The following is an 18,107-nucleotide window of genomic DNA, read 5'->3' on the forward strand; positions in this document are numbered from 1 at the left end:
GGCGCCGACGCTGCAATCTCCCCCCTTGTGGGGGAGATGGCCGGCAGGCCAGAGGGGGGCGCGAAGGATCGCCGACGCCTCTGCGCAAACGACCTAAACCCCCTTTTTCCAGGGCAGGCTCCAGCGCACTTTCTCCAGCGTCGCCTTTGCCTCGGCCGAGTCCGGGTCGGGCTCTGTCTCACGATAATGCGCCGAGCCCCGAGGCGGGTAGGCAAGCGTGTTGTTGAGGGCAAATTTGTCGATCTGGCTGAACTCGGGGAAAGGCAGGTTTTCCGCCTCGCGCCAATCGCTGACCCTTTTCTCCGCGGCGATGCGTTTTTCGTCGTCGACCGCAAGATCGGTGGCTCTGTATTCCAGTGACGAAGGGAAGGCGAACTGCGCGCCGGCATCATCCATGATGTTGATCATGGACAACAGGATGTCCTCGCGGATGGCTTGGAATTCGGCCACGTCGGCGGTTTTGACGTAGGTGAACACGTCGATGTCGAGCGAATAGGCGCCGAAGCCGGCAAAGCGCACGCGGCATGGCTCGTCGATGACGCGCGGATGGGCGATCAGCAGCTTGCGCAGCTCGGCCAGGACGTAACGCAGCTGATCGGGCGTCGTCTCGTAGCGCAGCTGCAGCGTCGTCGCGAACCGGGTGCGGTCGCGATGCGCGTAGTTCTCGATCTGCATGCCGGCGAAATCCGAATTCGGCACCGAGATGATCGTGCGGTCGAGCGACCGGATGCGTGTCGAGCGCATGCCGATATGCTCGATCGTGCCGGACTGGTCGCCGAACTTGCAGAAGTCGCCGACGCTGACCGGCCGATCGGCATAGAGCGTCAGGCCGGAGAGGAAGTTCTGCAGCGTCGGCTGCGCCGCCAGCGCCACCGCCAGACCGCCGATGCCGAGACCAGCAATGACGCCTTCGTAGGGAATGGCGAGCACTTCGGCCAACAGCAGGAAGGCGACGACCAGCACGGCGACGCGCGCGACGCCGGTGGACAGCGAAATCAGCGTGTCGTGGTAGCCGGGCACTTGCCACAGTCCACGATAGTGTTCGGCGACCTTGCCGATCAGGTGCCAGACCACCGGCACGGCACCGATCACGATCAGGCTCCAGGCGATTGCCTTGACCGGGGCGGCGACCACTTGCGGCAGACCGAGCGGGCGCAGCGTCAACAGCAGGAAGAACCCAAGCACGATCGAACGCACCGCCCATTCGACGATGCGGAAGAAGGCCGAGCTGTCCGTCCTTCGCACAATCAAGGAAATCAGCGCATTGGCGATGAAGCCGAAAACGATGCCGGCCACTGCGGCAAGGCCGAGCATCCACCACTGCCAGTGCTCCATTGGTCCGGCGCGGGTGAGCAGGCCGGGGCTGATCTCGCGGGCGAGGCCACGGGCGATGAAGAACGGGTCGGTGCTGGCGAAGGCAGCGAACTCCGGCGCCACCGGCACGTCTTCCACGTCGGCGTAGAGCGCGCGGATGTGGGCGAGCGTCTCGGGCGTGAACTGCCAGATCTTGCCCTTCTCGGTCTCGACCGGGCCGATGACGATGTTGCCGGCGGGATGCTCGAAATAGATGAAGGGGGTGTTGCTCTTCGGGTCGTCGGGGATCTCCTGCCAGTAGACATAGCCGATGCGGTCGATGACCTTTTTGAGATAGCGCTCGAGCAGGAACGCCTCGTCGCCGCGCACCGCCTGACTGTAGTTGCGCAGGTCGAGCGCCGCCTGTGCCGGATCGCCGGCCTCGGTGAGGCCGCTCAACAGTACCTTGAACGTATCGCGTGGCGAGGCGAGCCTGCTCGGATCGTCCACCATGTCGACGGCTTCGCCACGCGCTTCCTGGAATTCGGCGAGCTTGGCCTGAAGCTGGCCAAGTGGCGGCCCGACGATAGACCACTCGCCATTCTTGCGGCGAAAGGTGAGATCGAAGGAAACCCTGGTGCCATATTGCGGGAGCGTCGCCGTCACCTCGTCGCCGGCAATCGTATCATGCGGCAGGCTCCACAGGCGGAACGTCGCGTTGTCGATGACGGTGAACAGGAGCTTGGTGTAATCGGGCATGTTGAGGCCGCCGCGGTCGGCCTCGGTGACGTCGACGAGGCCCGCTGCCAGACCGGCAAGACCCATGCCGCCGCCGGTCGCGCGCGGCACGTTGTCGGCGCCGCTCTCGTTCATCGTCTGCAGGAACGAGCGCATGGTGCTCATCGGGCTCGACTGGTCGACACGGACGTCCTCGACGGCGCTGACGCGCACGCCTGTCCACCATTCGGCGGTGGCGACATCGAAACGGCCCATGAAGCTTTCGCCGTCGGGCGACTGGACGAAGGTGAAGGCGCCCTGGCGGTCGCCTTCGAACCAGTGGCCGACAAGCTTGTCGCCTTCGGCCTTCGCCTCGATACGGCCGCTGTAAAGCGGGTAGACGCCCTTTACGTCGGCGCCGGTCTGCTCGAACTTGATCTGGGCGCCGCCGCCGCGCCATTTCGTGTCCCACACGCCGGTCCAGCTGGCCGCGTCCTGCGCATGCGCCTGCGGCATGGCCGGCAGCAGGCCTGCAAGCGCGAGTGCGCCGACCAGCGCGACCGTCCGGATCAGCATCAGCAACAGCCGATCCTGTCTCGCCGCAAAAAAGGGGGTCATTCTGTTGCCCTTCTTCTGCCGGCGATTCTGCTGGGCCGGCCAGAGAAGGTTATTCCGCTTGAAGATGAATATTCTGTTTCGGCCGGCGCCGGCGAAGCCGGTCAGTCATAGGTCAGATCCGTCGCCTTGCCGCCGAACACGCGGTAGGCAAAGAACGAATAGAAGATGATGATCGGCAGCACGACGACTGTCCCGACCAGGATGACGGCCAGGCTTTCGGGTGCCGAAGCAGCCTGCCAGATGGTCAGCCGGTCGGGCACGACGAAGGGGTAGAACGACCAGGCGAGCCCGGCAAAGCCAAGCGTGAAGATCGCGGCCAATGTCAGGAACGGGAGCAGCGCGTGGCGATCGTCGGGCTTCGGCAGATGAAAGGTCTGGCGCCACAGCCACAGGAACAGCACTGCCGACAGGATCGGCAACGGCGACAAATAGAGCATGGCCGGCCAGACGAACCATTTGTCGAAGATGCGCGCGCTGGCAAAGGGCGTGGCCAGTGATACTGCAACCATGCCGAGCGCGGTCAGCACCAGTGCCGTGCGCAGCCACAGCACCGCTTTCTTCTGCAAGTCGCCTTCCGTCTTGTAGATGACCCAGGCCGCGCCCATCGCCGCGTAGGCGGCGGCAAGGCAGAGCGCCACCAGCGCCCCGAAAGCCATGCCGCCAGGGCCGACGTCGAGGCCGAGTACATAGACGCCGAGCATATAGCCCTGCGCCAGCGACGCGATGACCGAACCGAGGAAGAAGATGCGGTTCCAGCGGTGCTTCCTGCCGGCCGGCACCTTGGCGCGGAAATCGAAGGCGACGCCGCGCAGGATCAAGCCGACCAGCAGCACGAAAACCGGAATGTAGAGCGCGGTCAGGATGGTGCCGTGCGCCAATGGGAAGGCGACCAGCAGCAGGCCGACCGCCAGCACCAGCCAGGTCTCGTTGGCGTCCCAGAACGGGCCGATGGCGGCGATCATCGTATCCTGTTCGGTGTCTTCGGCTGCGGCGAACAGGATGCCGATGCCGAGATCGAAGCCGTCGAGGATGACGTAGATCAGGATGGCTAGGCCCATCAGGCCGGCGAAGATCAGAGGCAACAGGGTCGGCCAGTCGAAGCTCATGATGTTTCTCCCGGTTGCGCAACCGGCTGCGACAGCGGCCTGTTCATGACGCCCGGCAGCGGCGAGGAGTCACCATCCTTCGCCGCCTTCAATGCCAGATGCACCAACACGCCGAGATAGGCGATCAGCAGCAGCACGTAGAGGATGAGATAGACCGCGAGCGACAGCGCGACATGGCTGCCGGCGACCGGGCCGACAGCATCGGCGGTACGCAGCACGCCGGTGACCAGCCAGGGCTGGCGGCCGATCTCGGTGGTGTACCAGCCGGCCAGCGTCGCCAGCCAGCCGGACAGTGCCATCGGCACCATGACCAGCGCCAGCGGCTTAGGCAGGCTGTGGCGACGCTTGAGGAAGAAGGCCGCCGACCAGGAGACGACGAGCATCAACAGGCCGGTGCCGACCATGATGCGAAAGCCCCAGAACACCGGAAACACCGGAGGATGGTTGCCGGCATAATCGTTCAGCCCCGGTACGATGCCGCCGGCGCTGTGCCTGAGGATGAGGCTGGCGCCGTCGGGAATGGTGAGCTCGAACCTGTTCTCCTTGGCCGCTTCGTCGGGAAGCGCAAACAGCACCAGCGGCACGTTGGGACCGGTGTTCCAGTTGGCCTCCATGGCGGCGATCTTCTGCGGCTGATGTTCAAGCGTGTTGAGGCCGTGCTGGTCGCCGGCAAAGATCTGGATCGGGATCAGGATCGCGGCGGCGAAGACACCGGTGCGCAGCGCCTTCCACATCGATTCCGAGCGATCGCCGTAGAGATAGCGCAGCGCCGACAGGCCAGCGATCAGGAACGAGACGGTCAGCCCCGAAGCAAGCAGCATATGAACGAGCCGGTAGGGCATGGACGGATTGAAGACAACGGCCCACCAGTCGGTGGCGTGCGCAACACCATCGCGAATTTCGAAGCCGGCCGGCGTCTGCATCCACGAATTGAGGGCGATGATCCAGAAGGCGGACAGAGTGGTGCCGCCGGCTACCAGCACCGTCGCCAGCGTGTGGACGCGGTTTGAGACGCGGCGGAAGCCGAACAGCATGATGCCGAGGAACGCCGCCTCGAGGAAAAAGGCCGTCAGGATCTCGTAAGCCAGCAGCGGGCCGGCGATGTTGCCGACCGTCTCCATATAGCCCGGCCAGTTGGTGCCGAACTGAAAACTCATGGTGACGCCGGAAACCACGCCCATGGCGAAGGACAGCGCGAATACCTTAACCCAGGTGAAATAAGCGCGCATCCAGGCGGAGTCGCCTGTCGCGTTGTAGCGGAGCTTGAAGAACAGCAGCACCCAGCCGAGCGCGATGGTGATCGCCGGGAACAGGATGTGGAACGAGATGTTCGCGCCGAACTGTATGCGCGACAGGATGAGCGGGTCCATGGCGGCTCCAGCTGCTGCTTGTTTGTACAAGGATAGGCTTCATGCGCCGGGCGGTCAAAGCGGCGTCCCGCCGCGAGGCGGAACGCCGCAGTGCCGGTTAATCTGCTTTTGCGTGGAATTTTGCTGGACGACCAGGCGGGTGTTGCCTATTCCGGCGAACCTCGATGTCCAGAACTGTCAGGAGCGCCATTGACATCCGGATTTGCGCACCGACATTCAGCGGATTAAATCAACAACTCTGTTTCAAGCAGCCGTTTTCAGCCATGCAGCCGATCATCTCGATTTCCGGGGTCACGAAGACCTACGCCACCGGCTTCAAGGCGTTGAAGGAGATCAATCTCGATATCGTGCGCGGCGAGATATTTGCGCTGCTGGGGCCGAACGGCGCCGGCAAGACGACGCTGATCTCGATCGTCTGCGGCATCGTCAACCGCTCGTCGGGCACCGTCACGGTCGACGGCCATGACATCAACCGCGACTACCGCGCTGCGCGCGGCCTGATCGGGCTGGTGCCGCAGGAACTGACCATCGATGCCTTCGAGAGCGTGTGGGCGACGGTCAATTACAGCCGCGGCCTGTTCGGCAAGCCGGCGGACAAGGCGTTCGTCGAAAAAGTGCTGCGCGACCTGTCGCTCTGGGACAAGAAGAACGCCAAGGCGATCACGCTGTCCGGCGGCATGAAACGCCGGCTGATGATCGCCAAGGCGTTGTCGCACGAGCCGCGAATCCTGTTCCTCGACGAACCGACCGCCGGCGTCGATGTCGAGCTGCGCCAGGACATGTGGGCGATGGTGCGCCGGCTGCGCGAAGACGGCGTCACCATCATCCTGACCACGCACTACATCGAAGAAGCCGAGGCGATGGCCGATCGCGTCGGCGTCATCAACCGCGGCGAGATCGTGCTGGTCGAGGACAAGGCCGAGCTGATGCGCAAGCTTGGCCGCAAACGGCTTGTGCTGGAACTGCGCAGCCCGTTGGCCACCGTTCCCGATGCTTTTTCGCACTACGCGCTGGAGCTTTCGCCCGATGGCGGGCAGCTGACCTATACCTATGACAACCAGAGCGAACGGCCGGGCGTCGCCTCGCTGATCCGCGAGCTCGAGGCGGCCGGCATCCAGTTCCGCGACATCGATACGGAAAACAGCTCGCTCGAGGAGATCTTCGTCAATCTGGTGAGGAAACAGGCATGAACCCGCGCGCGGCCATGAACCTTCATGCGGTATGGGCGATTTATCGGGTGGAGATGGCGCGCGCCCTTCGCACTGTGCTGCAGAGCATCGTTTCGCCGGTCATTTCGACGTCGCTCTATTTCGTCGTCTTCGGCTCGGCCATCGGCTCGCGCATCACCGAGATCGACGGCATCAGCTACGGCGCCTTCATCGTGCCGGGGCTGATCATGCTGTCGCTGCTGACGCAGTCGATCTCCAACGCCTCCTTCGCCATCTACTTTCCGAAATTCGTCGGCTCGATCTACGAATTGCTGTCGGCGCCGGTGTCCTATCTGGAGATCGTCATCGCCTATGTCGGAGGTGCGGCGACAAAGTCGATCGTGCTTGGCCTGATCATTTTGGCGACGGCCTCGCTGTTCGTGCCGCTGACGATCGAGCATCCGTTCTGGATGCTCGCTTTCCTGGTGCTGACGGCCGTGACCTTCAGCCTGTTCGGCTTCATCATCGGCATCTGGGCAAGAAGCTTCGAGCAACTGCAGCTGGTGCCGCTGCTGATCATCACACCGCTGACCTTCCTCGGCGGCAGCTTCTATTCGATCAACATGCTGCCCGGCATCTGGCGCACGGTGACGCTGTTCAACCCGGTGGTCTACCTGGTTAGCGGCTTCCGCTGGAGCTTCTACGGCAAATCCGACGTTTCGGTCGGCGTCAGCCTCGGCATGACGGTGGTCTTCCTGCTTGTCTGCATAGCGATCGTCGCCTGGATCTTCAGAACCGGCTACCGGCTGCGCAACTGATCGATTGGCCTTGCCAAGCAAAGCAGCCTTATCGATCAACGGAAACAGCACTGAGTGCAGCCCCTGCAACGATAGCCCCTTGACCTTCATGTTTTGTTATATATCATGTTATGATTTATCGCGAGGCGGATTGGCCTATGGAAGACGTCATACGATCGCTTGGCTTCCTGTGCCTGGGCAGCAGGATGAAGCGTATAGGCGAGCAACTGCAAGCGGAGGCGCAGCGCCTTCTCGACCGGCTGGATGTTCCGGTTCAGGCGAGCCAGTACCCACTGCTGGCCGCGCTCGACAGGCTAGGCCCCCTGCCTGTCGGGGAACTGGCGCAATCCCTTGGCATCGCGCAGCCAGGCGTAACGCGAAGCGTCTCGCTTCTCGCCGAGTTGGGATTGCTCGAGGTCAGTCCGTCGATCGATGACCAGCGGCGCAGGATCGTCTCCCTCACCAGGGACGGCCGGCGGCTGGTCGATGTCGCAAAGCGCGAGGTCTGGCCGCGCATCGAGAACGCCGTCGCGGATCTGTGCGCGGATCTTTCGGGGCCGCTTCTCGATCAGTTGGCCGCCATCGAGGACGGCCTCGCCGCGGCTCCTCTCGACCGTCGTGCACCAAAACCGAGAGATGCCGTGCAATGAAACACCTGCTTGACCGCCCGATCTGGAGCGCGCTTCAGACGCGACATCAGGCCTTCGCGCAAGGTGGCAACCTCGCCAGGCGACATCGGCCGTCGATTGTTCCTTTCGCCGCCACTGGCGCGGACGACGCGGAAAGCCTGCGGGCGCTCGAAAAGCTTGTCTCCCCGGGCGAGAGTGTGATCCTGCTTCAAGCGGACGCCATTGCTCTGCCCACGGGGCTTTCCGCGACTTCGACCGCGGCCGGGGTTCAGATGATTGCCGAGCAGCCATTGCAGATCGTGTCCGACGGGCGCGTGCAACGTCTGACGCGAGACGACGCCGCTGAGATGCTGGCTCTGGCGTTGGTCACCAAGCCTGGCCCATTCACGCTCGAAGCCTTGAGCCTGGGCGATTTTTGGGGTGTGAAAATCGAGGGCAGACTTGCAGCAATGGCCGGCGAGCGCATGAAGCAACCTGGCTATACCGAACTCAGCGGAGTGTGCTCACATCCGAAATTTCGCGGCGGTGGCCTGGGCAAGCTGTTGTCCATATTCGTGGCAACCGGATAGTGGCGCGCGACGAAATTCCCTATCTCCACGCTTATGCCAGCAACGCCACGGCCATTAGACTTTACGAGTCCATTGGCTTCAGGTTGCGAAGCACAATGAATGTGGCCGTGGTTCAGCGCACCGAATGATTCGTCGGCGCATAATGCGTAGCATGGATGCATCCCGCATCGGGAAAGGAAGGATTTCGTATCGCCGAAATCCTTCCTTGAGACTGCAAGACCTTGCTGCGTGTCAGACCGCGATCTTGCCACCACCTTGCCTGGTGATGGCAACGACCGCCGGCCGCACCGGCATGTCCGGCTTGAAGTCGGGCCAGCGGGTCGACAAATCCTCATAGTAGGACGGACGGCCGAAAGCCTCCCAGTCCTCGCCACCGTCGCCTGGATGCTGGACGGCAACGAAAGCGGTCTGGTCGTCCGGCGCAAACAGGGGACCACACATTTCGGCGCCGATCGGCACGCGGAAGAACAGTTTTGAGGTCGCCCGCGCCGGCCCTTCCGTATCGACCGCCCACAGACCGTCGGTGCGGCCAGTGGCCTTCGGACCCTGACCGTCGGTGGCGACCCAGAGGCGGCCGGTCGAATCAACCGCGCAATTGTCCGGCATGCCGAACCAGCCATTGGCCGTGGTTGCGGTCGAGAAGGTGGCGCCGACTGCCGCAACCGAGGGATCACCGCATTTCAAGAGCACCTCCCACTTGCCCTTGGTGGCGGCAAAATCGCCACCGTCCTCGACGATCTCGATGATGTGGCCAAAGGCATTTTCGGCACGCGGGTTGGCGGCGTCGACCTGATCGGCCTTGCGCTTCGAATTGTTGGTCAGCATGACATAGACCTTGCCGTTGGCGGCATTGGGCTGGATGTCTTCAGGGCGGTCCATCTTGGTGGCGCCGAGCAGGTCGGCGGCGCGGCGCGTCTCGATCAGCACGTCGGCCTGGCTGGCAAAGCCGTTCTCCGCCGTCAGCGGCCCTTGGCCGAAGACGATCGGCAGCCATTCGACCGAACCGTCGTCGGCAAACTTGGCGACATGCAAGGTGCCGTCGTCGAGCAAATCCATATTGGCGGCGCGGTCGTCCGGATTGAACTTGCCTGTGGTGACGAACTTATAGACATAGTCGAAGCGCTCGTCGTCGCCGAGGTAGAAGACGACACGGCCATCCTTGGCGACGATCGATTCGGCGCCCTCATGCTTGAAGCGGCCCATTGCGGTGCGCTTCTTCGGCACCGAAGTCGGATCCTGGACGTCGACCTCGACGATCCAGCCAAAGCGGTTCGGCTCGTTCGGCTCTTTGCCGATGTCGAAACGGTCGTAATGCGCTGCCCATTCATAAGCACCTTCGGGAATGCCGAGCCGCTTGTAATTGGCCGCTTCCTTGTGGCCTTGCGGCAGCTCGCCCGAGAAATAGCCGTGGATGTTCTCCTCGGCCATGACATAGGTGCCCCACGGCGTGACGCCGCCGGCACAATTGTTGACGGTGCCGACAACTTTCGTGCCGGTCGGGTCGGCGCTGGTCTTGACGCGGTCGTGGCCGGCGACGGGGCCGGACAGCGCGATCTCGGTGTTGGAGGTGATGCGGCGGTTGAGCTTGCCGTCGCGAACGACCTGCCATTTGCCGGCTTCCTTGCGGATCTCGACAATGGTGCCGCCATGCGCGGCCATCTCGACGTCGACTTGTTCCTTGCTGAGAGGCGCCTGCTTGGCTTTGCCATCGACGATGGTGACGAGGCCCGGAAACATCAGGTGCGGATTGGTGTATTCGTGGTTGACCACCAGCAGGCCGTGCTCGGCCGAGCCGTCGATCGGGATATAACCGACATAGTCATTGTTGTAGCCGAATTGTCTGGCCTGGGCTTCCGCCGACTGTTTTGTCGGATCGAATTCCGGCGAATCGGCGAACAGCGGATCGCCCCAGCGCAGCAGCACGTCGGCGTCATAACCGGGTGCAACGTGATGCTTGTCGTCGATGCCGGCCTCGAGCTCGTCGAAAGCGAAGGCGGAGCCTTCGGCGGCGCGGGCGTTGTCGGCGGTGATCAGCGCCAGCGGGCTGACGGTAGCGGCTATGGCCGAGACGGCAAGCGAGCCCTTGAGGAAGCCGCGGCGCGAGAACCGCGCGGCGATGATCTCACCCATGGTGCGGTTGTCGCTGGGATTGGCTCCTGGCCCATCGTTTTCCTCGAGCAGGCTGGTGCGGAAATGGGCGTCAGGGGTGCGATGTTCGGTCATAGGGGCCTGCCTCTGGCTGGATGGATTGCTGGAGCGTGTTGCCTGGCCAATCCGGTATCGCCGGCAGGTCACAGTTTGATGACATGCCGGCTAATTGCCATCTGCGATTTCGTGCCCAACATCAGCCCCGCTTGACCGCGACCGGCGCTTCGGAAACAAGAGCTGCGGCAGGCGCGCAAGGACCGCATCGGGAGGAGCAAAAAGTGAGTTTCTGGGGACTTGGGCAGCTCTGCATTTCGACAGTGATCTTCCTGCTTGCGGCGACGGCGGCGAAGCAATGGGGACTGGCGCCGAGCTTTGGCAAGATCGTGCTGACGTTGGCGCTCTATTCGCTCGGCAATCTGATCATGCTGAGGCTGATCCGTGAATTCGGCATGTCGGTGTCGTTCAGCCTGTCAGCGGTGATCCAGCTGGTGTCGGTGAATGTGGTGGCGCTGGTCTTCTTCGGCGAGCGCGTCAATGCCTTGCAGGCGACCGGCATCGTGCTTGCCATCGCAGCTGTGGCGCTGATCACGCTCGGACCCTATCTGCAAAGGCTGTAACTGCGATCGGGCCGATGAAGAAGACCGCAAGCAGACTGCGCAACTGGCTGGAGTTCCCGGTTCTGCTGGCCGGGCTGATCATTGCCGGCGGGCTGTGGGGGTTCGAGGAGCTAATGGAGATGGCGCGGGCCACTACGCCGCATGCCTTCGATACCGAAATCCTGCTTGCCTTCCGCAAGGCCGGCCAACCCGACAATCCGATCGGACCGGCGTGGCTGGAAGGAGCGATGCGCGACATCACCAGCCTCGGCAGCGCCAGCGTGTTGGTGCTGATCACGGCAGCAATGATCGTCTATCTGCTCCTCATCCGCAGGCCAGGCGCGGCGCTTCTCATGTTCATCGCGGTAGCGGGCGGCCAGGTCCTGTCAAGCGTGCTCAAGTTCGATATAGATCGGCCGCGCCCCGATCTGGTCTCGCATCTCGCCGACGTGGCATCACTTTCGTTTCCGAGCGGCCACGCCATGCTGTCGGCGGTGACATATTTGACGCTGGGCAGCATGGCGGCGCGGTTTTTGCCCGGGCGGACAACGAAGATCTATGTGCTCGGTCTGGCGGTGCTGACGACGGTGGTGGTCGGCATCAGCCGCATCTATCTCGGCGTCCACTGGCCCTCCGACGTATTGGCCGGCTGGTGCGCCGGCTTTGCCTGGGCGATGCTGTGCTGGCTTGCGGCCCGGTTCCTGCAGCGATGGCTCGGGCGGGCCGGCGGCACCTGACTCATGTCAGTCGATTTGCGGTCAAATCAGCCTGTTGATCAGGCCATGACCGCAGCCTGCCAGCAGGAAAACCATCGACAGCAAGGCTGTCGAGGTCGCCAACGCATTGAATATCTTCACCTGCTCATCCTTTTTGAGTCGTTGCCTGTGAAATCGGGATCGCAATGGATGTCCCGCCAAACGATGCCGAAATTGTAGCATGCTAGCGCATCGGCTGGCAAAGAGTGCTGCATGTTTCACATATGCAAGATGATGCTTGAACCATCATAATGAAGGTATTACACGTGATATCGCAGACTCAGACGGGGGTTATGGCCGATGATCACTGCCGCGCAGATGCGTGCCGCGAGGGCGCTGGCCGGCATCGATCAGAAGACGCTCGCCGAGCGCGCCGGGGTTTCGCTTCCAACCATTCAGCGCATGGAAGCGAGCGACGGCGTGGTCCGGGGCGTGGTCGATACGCTGATGAAGGTCATCCAGGCCCTTGAAGAGGCCGGGGTCGAGCTGATCGGCGACAACCAGGCGAGCGAGCGTGGCGGCAGGGGCGTTCGCCTCAAGCCTGTCACGCCGCAGAACCCGCAAGGCTGACGGTACTGCCGCATCGCCGAAAATCGAAATCGATTTTCGGATAGTCCAATGCGCGGTTCAAAAGTGTTGGAGCGTACCTGTGCGTCGATTTGGACGCACGCCGCTCCAAGTCGCGACGGCGACCGCCGACAGTCCTGCCGACGATCCCGCCGCCTCCTTGGTTTCATGGGGAAGGCACTCGATGGATCAGACCCGGCGGGCAGTGCATCAACCGGCACGGCCGACATTTTCCGAACTGTTCACGCCGAAGCTGGTGACGGTGCTGCGCGAGGGCTATACGCTCGCGCACTTCAAGGCGGATGCCATCGCCGGGCTGACTGTCGCCATCGTGGCGCTGCCGCTGTCGATGGCAATTGCCATTGCTTCAGGCGTGACGCCGGAGCGCGGGCTCTACACCTCGATCATTGGCGGCTTCCTGGTCTCGGCGCTTGGCGGCAGCCGTTTCCAGATCGGCGGCCCGGCCGGCGCCTTCATTGTGCTGGTGGCTGCGACGGTGGCGCGAGTTGGCGTCGACGGCTTGCTGCTGGCGACGATGATGGCCGGCCTGTTCCTGCTTGCCATCGGCTATCTCGGGCTTGGCACCTACATCAAGTTCATCCCCTATCCGGTGACCGTCGGCTTCACCGCCGGCATCGCCGTCATCATCTTCTCCGGCCAGATCGTCGAACTCTTCGGGCTGAAGCTCGCCGGCAAGGAACCGGGGCCGCTGGTGCCCAAGCTGATGGCCATCGGCGAGGCGGCCGGAACGATCAACCTCGCCGCAACCGCGGTGGCGGCACTGACCATCATCACCATTGCGCTGTTGAAGCGGTTTCGGCCGAAGTGGCCGGCCATGCTGATTGCCATCGGGCTGGCATCACTCGTCGTGGCATTGCTCGCCATGCCGGCCGAAACGATCGGCACGCGCTTCGGCGGCATCCCGCGCAGCCTGCAATGGCCGGCCTTCCCGCCGCTCAGCCTCGACAGGATAATCGACGTGCTGCCGGACGCCATCGCCTTTGCGCTGCTCGGGGCGATCGAATCGCTGCTGTCGGCCGTCGTCGCTGACGGCATGACCGGAAGGCGGCATCGCTCCAATTGCGAGTTGGTGGCGCAGGGCTTCGCCAATATCGCCTCCGCCTTGTTCGGCGGTATCTGCACCACCGGCACCATTGCCCGCACCGCGACCAATGTACGGGCCGGCGCGCATGGACCGGTCTCAGGCATGATGCACTCGGCCATCCTGCTTGCCCTGATGCTGGTGGCGGCACCGCTGGCCAGCTATATCCCGCTTGCGGCACTTGCCGGCGTGCTGGCGGTGGTGTGCTGGAACATGTTCGAGAAACAGGCCTTCGCCACCTTGCTGCGCGCCTCGCGCGGCGATGCGCTGGTACTGCTGGCGACGTTCCTGATCGTCATCTTCCGCGACCTGACCGAAGGCATCGTCGTCGGTTTTGCGCTGGGCTCGATGCTGTTCATCGACCGCATGGCCAAGAGCATCGCGGTGGAGGCGGACCATCAATCCTTGGTCCAGGAAGACGTTGCCGACCGCGCCAGCGCTTATGATTCCAGCGAGGCGAGCGATGCCGATACCGTCGTCTACCGGATATCGGGCGCCTTTTTCTTCGGCGCCGCCTCGACCGTCGGCACGGTGCTGGACCGCATCGCCGACCAGCGCAGGAACTTCATCCTCGACTGTTCGGCGGTGCCGTTCTTCGATTCGACGGCGGCCAATGTTATTGAGGGCGCGGCCCACAAGGCCAAGCGCGCCGGCGTTCGCTTCATTATCTCAGGCGCTTCACCGCAGACACGCCGCATGCTGATCAACCACGGCGTCAAGCGGCCGCTGGTGACTTATGCCGCCTCGATCACGGATGCGCGGGCGCAGCTGAAGAAAGCCGCGCCCGCCGCCTGAGCCGATGGCTGGCTTAGTCGAGGCCTAATGCCGCGATCTCTCCGTCGTTCATCAGCGGCACGAAGATTGTCGACTTGCCGTCGGTGCCGATGTCGGCGCTGCCCGGCTTGAACGTCGCAACCGCTTGCGGCGTGCCGCCGGCTTTGTAGCTGTAGAGCGTGCCGGTCATATACGCGGTGGCGTAAACGCTGCCGCCGATGGCGACGACGCCATCGAGGTTAGCGAACTTTTCTGCGCCGGGCAGTGACGCAATTGCCTTGGTGGCGAGATCGACCGAGAGCAGGCCGCCCGGCTCCGCGGTGCTGAAATCGGGCTTGATGCCCTTGCCCCACGAAGCGACGATCAGCCGGCCGCCATCGGCGAAGATGCCATTCGGCGAAGCAAGCGCCGCATCCCTAACGAACAGTTCGGGCCGGTCGCCGTCGATGCGATAGATCGTATCGGCAAGCATATCAGTGACGTAGACCTTGCCGGACGCGTCGGCGGTCACGTCGTTGAGGAAGACCGCGTTCGGCACGTCGATCGTCGATGTTAGCTTGCCGCTTGCGAGATCGACGACGCGCACATGGGTGAGGTCGGCGACGTAGAGTTTGCCGTCGGCAATCGCCATGCCCTTGGGCGCGTCCATGCCGTCGGTCCAATGTTGCGTAACCATCTTGCCGTCCACAGACAGGACCGACAGGTATCCATTGCCGTCGGCGTCGCCGGGATTGCCAACGATATTGGAGATGATGATGCGTTTGCCGGCGGCATCGAACAGCGCCGATTCCGGTTGCTCAAGCCCGGTAGCGCGCCAGAGTTCGGCCGCCTGAACTGCCGGCGCGGCGGCGATGCCGACCAGGGCGAGAAGTATCGAGGTGAAGAGGCTCTTCATGGCTAGTCTCCTGTAATGGAATGGGGGAGAGCTAGGCCTTTCGATACTTTTCGGGAAGATGTATCGGGACTAGTACCGAAGGCTGATACCAAATCGCGTAAAAGAGGTGCATCCCATGAACGGCCCGATCTTCGAAGCGCTGAAGCGGACGCTTAAGGCCAAGGGCGTGACCTACCGTGTCCTTGCCGAGCGGATGGGCGTTTCCGAGCCGACGGTGAAGCGCATCTTCCATGAGCGCAACTGCAAGCTCGACCGGCTGATCGAGATCTGCGATGCCGCCGGCGTGGAGTTGGAGAACGTGCTCGGCTCGATGAACAGGGGACCGGGACCTGCCAACCGGATCGCGCCGGAGATCGAGCGCAGGCTCGCCGGGCGGCCGGCACTGCTGTTCGTATTCGTCATGCTTTCCGAGAAATTCACGCCAGAAGGCATCATGCGCTCACAAGGGTTGAGCGAGGCTTCGATGTTCCTCTATCTGCGCGACCTCGAGGAACTCGGCCTGGTCGCGCTTGGTGGCGGCCTGTCGGCAAGGCTGCTGGTCGAGGCGCCGATCCAGTGGAATTTCGACGGGCCATTGCGGCCGCTGTTCGAGATGACCAACAAGAATTTCATCGGCTGGGCCATCACCCATCTTGAGCGCGAGGCGACATTCGTCAGCTTCTCCAGGCGGATGCGGCCGGAAACGGCGGAAATGGTCAGGCGCGAGGCGGAGGAATTGGCGGAGCGCGCCAAATTGCTTGCTCATCACGACCAGCACACGACGCCCGAAGACGGGCTGGTCGGCTACAAATGGACGTTTGCGTTCGGCGCAACGCCGTTCCCGGTGATCATGCCGATCGGGCCACATCCGCGCGACGCAGGCGCGCGGACGGACAATCGAGTTGCGGCCGCCGCAAACGGACGACGTCTGCCGGCCTAGGTCAAATCACGGAACGACTGAGGTCGGATTCTTGGGTTTAGGCTGCTGTCCTCCACAGACGCCTTGTAAGCCGCGAAGACTAGGCAGGCGCGCCGAAAACTAGGCAAGCGGCGCCTATAAATTGGGTGACCGTACCGATGTGCATGGACATCGGCTTGCGTAGGGTGAGCCTGTGATTATCCAGGCTGCTTTGCAGTCCGGGGCCGGCGTCAGGAGGTGCGCACGGGACACCGGCCAGTAATTTATGCATCGCTTCGCAGGTTACGGGAGCACGTCGCGAAGCCGTCGCATTCGTTGACCGCAATGCAAACCTGAACGCTCTTTCGTGGCGTTGTTTCTTCATCACGGCGGTGTCTCCCAAATTGATGGCGCTGCCGATCAAGGAGGTCGTGACCATGAGCGCGCTCTTAAGGGCATGCTTGCCTTGCGTCCTAAGCGTGATCCTGGCGGCGACACTTGCCGCGTCCGCGGACGAGCCGGAGCTTAGAGGACCCAATGCCGATCCAGGCTCAGGATTGCCGCCGTTGGTCCTGCCTTATATCGAATTGCTCAGCGCACCCGGTGTAGTAGCATCAGCGACGCTTGCCGCGCCCGCGGGCGACTCGGAGCTTATGGGACCCGATCCCGCCCGGCCCGGCATCCAATTGCCCGGCGCACCTGGTGCTCTTGCTCCCATGAAGATGTCTGACCGCTCGCAGCCGGCCGCGCTAATGGCAATAGCGGTATGGCTTTCGTCTGAACTCGGCCTTCCGTCGATCGAAGAGCCCCCGGCGGTAAGCTTCGTACCTGCGCGCAGGATGGCAGGTTTGCGGTTTCGCGACGTGGCGGCGGATCGCTGGAACAGCAGCCCCAATTTTGCCAGTCCGGACAATGTTGGCAAGCAGCCCACTGTTATTGCTATCTACGATGACGAAGCACGGACTATCTTCTTGCCGGAGGGCTGGACAGGCGGCACCCCGGCGGAGCTGTCGGTACTTGTGCATGAGTTGGTCCATCACGTCCAAACCGTGGCCGGGCTGAAGTTTGCATGCGCGGAAGAACGCGAGAAGGCGGCCTTTGAGGCGCAAGAGCGGTGGCTTGCCTTGTTCGGCAGCGACCTTCTGAAGGAATTTGAGCTCGATCCTTTCACGCTGTTGGTTCGCACGAACTGCCTGTATTGATGCTGAAGCCGCTTCGGGGGCAGCCAGTCTGACTGAGCTTCTTACCCCAGAGTATCGGCCGCAAAACCGGTTCTCGGAGGCCCCATGCTCAAACCACAAGATCGAGCGGCTATCCGGCGGTCTTCGTCTCCGGAGCGGCCGCGACCGCCTTGTCATCCCAGACCATCTGCCGGTAGTCGAAGCCGTATTCCAGCGTCGGCTTGACGATGCGGAAATAGGGCGACAGGTCGAAGTCGCGCGGCGTGTAGAGCGAGTGATGGCGGATGTGCAGGATTTCCTTGCGCGAATAGCTCGACTGGGCCGAGGCACGGCCGGGCGCGCGGGTAATCTCGGGTAGGATCGGGTAGCGGATCTGGCCGTAAGCCTCGGCGATCAGCGACGAGCAGATGGCGCGCGTCGGGTCGCCGGAACCGAAAGCCAGCATGCGGCGGCGCCAGCGCACCGGCACCGGCGGCGTCGGCAAGAAGTAGCGCAGCATGTCGAATATGTTCTTGAGATCGTATCTGAGACCCAGCCTGCCGATCATGAAGGCGACGACCGCTTCGCGATCGTCGGGAGCCAGGCCGCTCGCCCGGCAGATGCGGGTGTTGTAGCTGCGGTAGCGCGACAGCGGCACGGCGATGCAGCCATCGCCGAGCGTGACCTCGATCAGGCGCCGCCGTTCCGACCCGTCCTCGGGCTCCGGCAATGCATCGCCGACATAAAAGGCGGCATGCGACCAGGTCGACTGGGTGAGGTATTTGATCGCCGCCGAGATCTTCTGGTTGCCTTCGATGAGCAGGATGTCGCCGGGCTCGAGCGTGCGGCGTAGCGTTTCGGCGTCCGACGGCGTGTAAGGCTCGTAGCCGGACGATTCCTCCTGCAGCCGGCCGGCAAGCCAGCGGCCAAGTCGGTCCAGAAGCGTGTCGCCGGGCTCGGTCATGCCAGACGGCGATTACCACAGG

General features: G+C 63.1%; 15 protein-coding genes and 1 pseudogene. 10 read left to right on the forward strand and 6 right to left on the reverse strand.

Going from position 1 to position 18,107, the window contains the following annotated elements; translation table 11 throughout:
- Positions 1–93: 93 nt before the first annotated feature.
- From NKH43_RS14605 to NKH43_RS14615, 3 genes are all read right to left on the reverse strand, one after another.
- Positions 94–2,628 (reverse strand): mechanosensitive ion channel family protein, encoded by a 2,535-nt coding sequence (locus NKH43_RS14605; protein WP_352858769.1) that lies wholly within the window; start codon positions 2,626–2,628, stop codon positions 94–96.
- A gap of 101 nt (positions 2,629–2,729) precedes the next feature.
- Positions 2,730–3,734, reverse strand: a complete 1,005-nt coding sequence (locus NKH43_RS14610) for a cytochrome d ubiquinol oxidase subunit II (RefSeq protein ID WP_352481386.1) — start codon at positions 3,732–3,734, stop codon at positions 2,730–2,732.
- On the reverse strand, positions 3,731–5,104 hold the full coding sequence (locus tag NKH43_RS14615; protein WP_352858771.1) for a cytochrome ubiquinol oxidase subunit I: 1,374 nt from the start codon (positions 5,102–5,104) through the stop codon (positions 3,731–3,733). The genes NKH43_RS14610 and NKH43_RS14615 overlap by 4 nt, the downstream gene beginning before the upstream one ends.
- Before the next feature lie 263 nt (positions 5,105–5,367).
- On the opposite strand from NKH43_RS14615, the gene NKH43_RS14620 reads away from it, so the two are divergent.
- The 4 genes and pseudogenes from NKH43_RS14620 to NKH43_RS14635 all read left to right on the forward strand — a co-directional run bounded on the left by NKH43_RS14620 (position 5,368) and on the right by NKH43_RS14635 (position 8,375).
- On the forward strand, positions 5,368–6,294 hold the full coding sequence (locus NKH43_RS14620; protein ID WP_352858773.1) for an ABC transporter ATP-binding protein: 927 nt from the start codon (positions 5,368–5,370) through the stop codon (positions 6,292–6,294).
- Positions 6,295–6,308: 14 nt separating this feature from the next.
- Positions 6,309–7,070: an ABC transporter permease gene (locus tag NKH43_RS14625; protein WP_023718882.1), complete on the forward strand. Its 762-nt coding sequence runs from the start codon at positions 6,309–6,311 to the stop codon at positions 7,068–7,070.
- A 137-nt stretch (positions 7,071–7,207) separates the two neighbouring features.
- Complete coding sequence (locus tag NKH43_RS14630) at positions 7,208–7,699, forward strand: MarR family winged helix-turn-helix transcriptional regulator (protein ID WP_023718881.1); 492 nt, start codon at positions 7,208–7,210, stop codon at positions 7,697–7,699.
- Positions 7,696–8,375: pseudogene (locus NKH43_RS14635) on the forward strand (GNAT family N-acetyltransferase). Before NKH43_RS14630 ends, NKH43_RS14635 begins: the two are co-directional and overlap by 4 nt.
- A gap of 103 nt (positions 8,376–8,478) precedes the next feature.
- On the opposite strand, the gene NKH43_RS14640 reads toward NKH43_RS14635, so the two are convergent.
- On the reverse strand, positions 8,479–10,470 hold the full coding sequence (locus NKH43_RS14640) for a PhoX family protein (protein ID WP_352481384.1): 1,992 nt from the start codon (positions 10,468–10,470) through the stop codon (positions 8,479–8,481).
- 203 nt (positions 10,471–10,673) lie between these two features.
- On the opposite strand from NKH43_RS14640, the gene NKH43_RS14645 reads away from it, so the two are divergent.
- From NKH43_RS14645 to NKH43_RS14660, 4 genes are all read left to right on the forward strand, one after another.
- Positions 10,674–11,012, forward strand: coding sequence for a hypothetical protein (locus tag NKH43_RS14645; protein ID WP_023718878.1), 339 nt, complete (start codon positions 10,674–10,676; stop codon positions 11,010–11,012).
- Between the two features lie 14 nt (positions 11,013–11,026).
- A complete protein-coding gene (locus tag NKH43_RS14650; protein ID WP_023718877.1) occupies positions 11,027–11,728 on the forward strand; it encodes a phosphatase PAP2 family protein in 702 nt (233 codons plus the stop codon).
- 318 nt (positions 11,729–12,046) lie between these two features.
- Complete coding sequence (locus tag NKH43_RS14655) at positions 12,047–12,316, forward strand: helix-turn-helix domain-containing protein (protein WP_023718875.1); 270 nt, start codon at positions 12,047–12,049, stop codon at positions 12,314–12,316.
- Positions 12,317–12,497: 181 nt separating this feature from the next.
- Entirely contained in the window at positions 12,498–14,210 is a 1,713-nt protein-coding gene (locus tag NKH43_RS14660) for a SulP family inorganic anion transporter (protein WP_352858775.1), read from the forward strand.
- Between the two features lie 13 nt (positions 14,211–14,223).
- Here NKH43_RS14660 and NKH43_RS14665 read toward each other — a convergent pair whose 3' ends face one another.
- Complete coding sequence (locus NKH43_RS14665) at positions 14,224–15,084, reverse strand: SMP-30/gluconolactonase/LRE family protein (RefSeq protein WP_352851348.1); 861 nt, start codon at positions 15,082–15,084, stop codon at positions 14,224–14,226.
- 115 nt (positions 15,085–15,199) lie between these two features.
- On the opposite strand from NKH43_RS14665, the gene NKH43_RS14670 reads away from it, so the two are divergent.
- The gene (locus NKH43_RS14670) at positions 15,200–16,003 is read left to right on the forward strand and encodes a helix-turn-helix domain-containing protein (protein WP_023718872.1); all 804 of its coding nucleotides are present in this window, start codon (positions 15,200–15,202) and stop codon (positions 16,001–16,003) included.
- Between the two features lie 365 nt (positions 16,004–16,368).
- The gene (locus NKH43_RS14675; RefSeq protein ID WP_156948065.1) at positions 16,369–17,163 is read left to right on the forward strand and encodes a DUF6647 family protein; all 795 of its coding nucleotides are present in this window, start codon (positions 16,369–16,371) and stop codon (positions 17,161–17,163) included.
- Positions 17,164–17,272: 109 nt separating this feature from the next.
- On the opposite strand, the gene NKH43_RS14680 is transcribed toward NKH43_RS14675, so the two are convergent.
- Complete coding sequence (locus NKH43_RS14680; protein ID WP_023718869.1) at positions 17,273–18,085, reverse strand: C40 family peptidase; 813 nt, start codon at positions 18,083–18,085, stop codon at positions 17,273–17,275.
- Between the last annotated feature and the right edge of the window lie 22 nt (positions 18,086–18,107).

The sequence above is a fragment of the Mesorhizobium sp. M1163 genome (assembly GCF_040318415.1).
In the GTDB taxonomy this organism is placed as follows: domain Bacteria; phylum Pseudomonadota; class Alphaproteobacteria; order Rhizobiales; family Rhizobiaceae; genus Mesorhizobium.

Coding starts and splice junctions, on each gene's coding strand:
- NKH43_RS14605 (WP_352858769.1), bottom strand. CDS start 2,628: ATGACCCCCTTTTTTGCGGCGAGACAGGATCGGCTGTTGCTGATGCTG.
- NKH43_RS14610 (WP_352481386.1), bottom strand. CDS start 3,734: ATGAGCTTCGACTGGCCGACCCTGTTGCCTCTGATCTTCGCCGGCCTG.
- NKH43_RS14615 (WP_352858771.1), bottom strand. CDS start 5,104: ATGGACCCGCTCATCCTGTCGCGCATACAGTTCGGCGCGAACATCTCG.
- NKH43_RS14620 (WP_352858773.1), top strand. CDS start 5,368: ATGCAGCCGATCATCTCGATTTCCGGGGTCACGAAGACCTACGCCACC.
- NKH43_RS14625 (WP_023718882.1), top strand. CDS start 6,309: ATGAACCTTCATGCGGTATGGGCGATTTATCGGGTGGAGATGGCGCGC.
- NKH43_RS14630 (WP_023718881.1), top strand. CDS start 7,208: ATGGAAGACGTCATACGATCGCTTGGCTTCCTGTGCCTGGGCAGCAGG.
- NKH43_RS14640 (WP_352481384.1), bottom strand. CDS start 10,470: ATGACCGAACATCGCACCCCTGACGCCCATTTCCGCACCAGCCTGCTC.
- NKH43_RS14650 (WP_023718877.1), top strand. CDS start 11,027: ATGAAGAAGACCGCAAGCAGACTGCGCAACTGGCTGGAGTTCCCGGTT.
- NKH43_RS14655 (WP_023718875.1), top strand. CDS start 12,047: ATGATCACTGCCGCGCAGATGCGTGCCGCGAGGGCGCTGGCCGGCATC.
- NKH43_RS14660 (WP_352858775.1), top strand. CDS start 12,498: ATGGATCAGACCCGGCGGGCAGTGCATCAACCGGCACGGCCGACATTT.
- NKH43_RS14665 (WP_352851348.1), bottom strand. CDS start 15,084: ATGAAGAGCCTCTTCACCTCGATACTTCTCGCCCTGGTCGGCATCGCC.
- NKH43_RS14670 (WP_023718872.1), top strand. CDS start 15,200: ATGAACGGCCCGATCTTCGAAGCGCTGAAGCGGACGCTTAAGGCCAAG.
- NKH43_RS14675 (WP_156948065.1), top strand. CDS start 16,369: ATGGCGCTGCCGATCAAGGAGGTCGTGACCATGAGCGCGCTCTTAAGG.
- NKH43_RS14680 (WP_023718869.1), bottom strand. CDS start 18,085: ATGACCGAGCCCGGCGACACGCTTCTGGACCGACTTGGCCGCTGGCTT.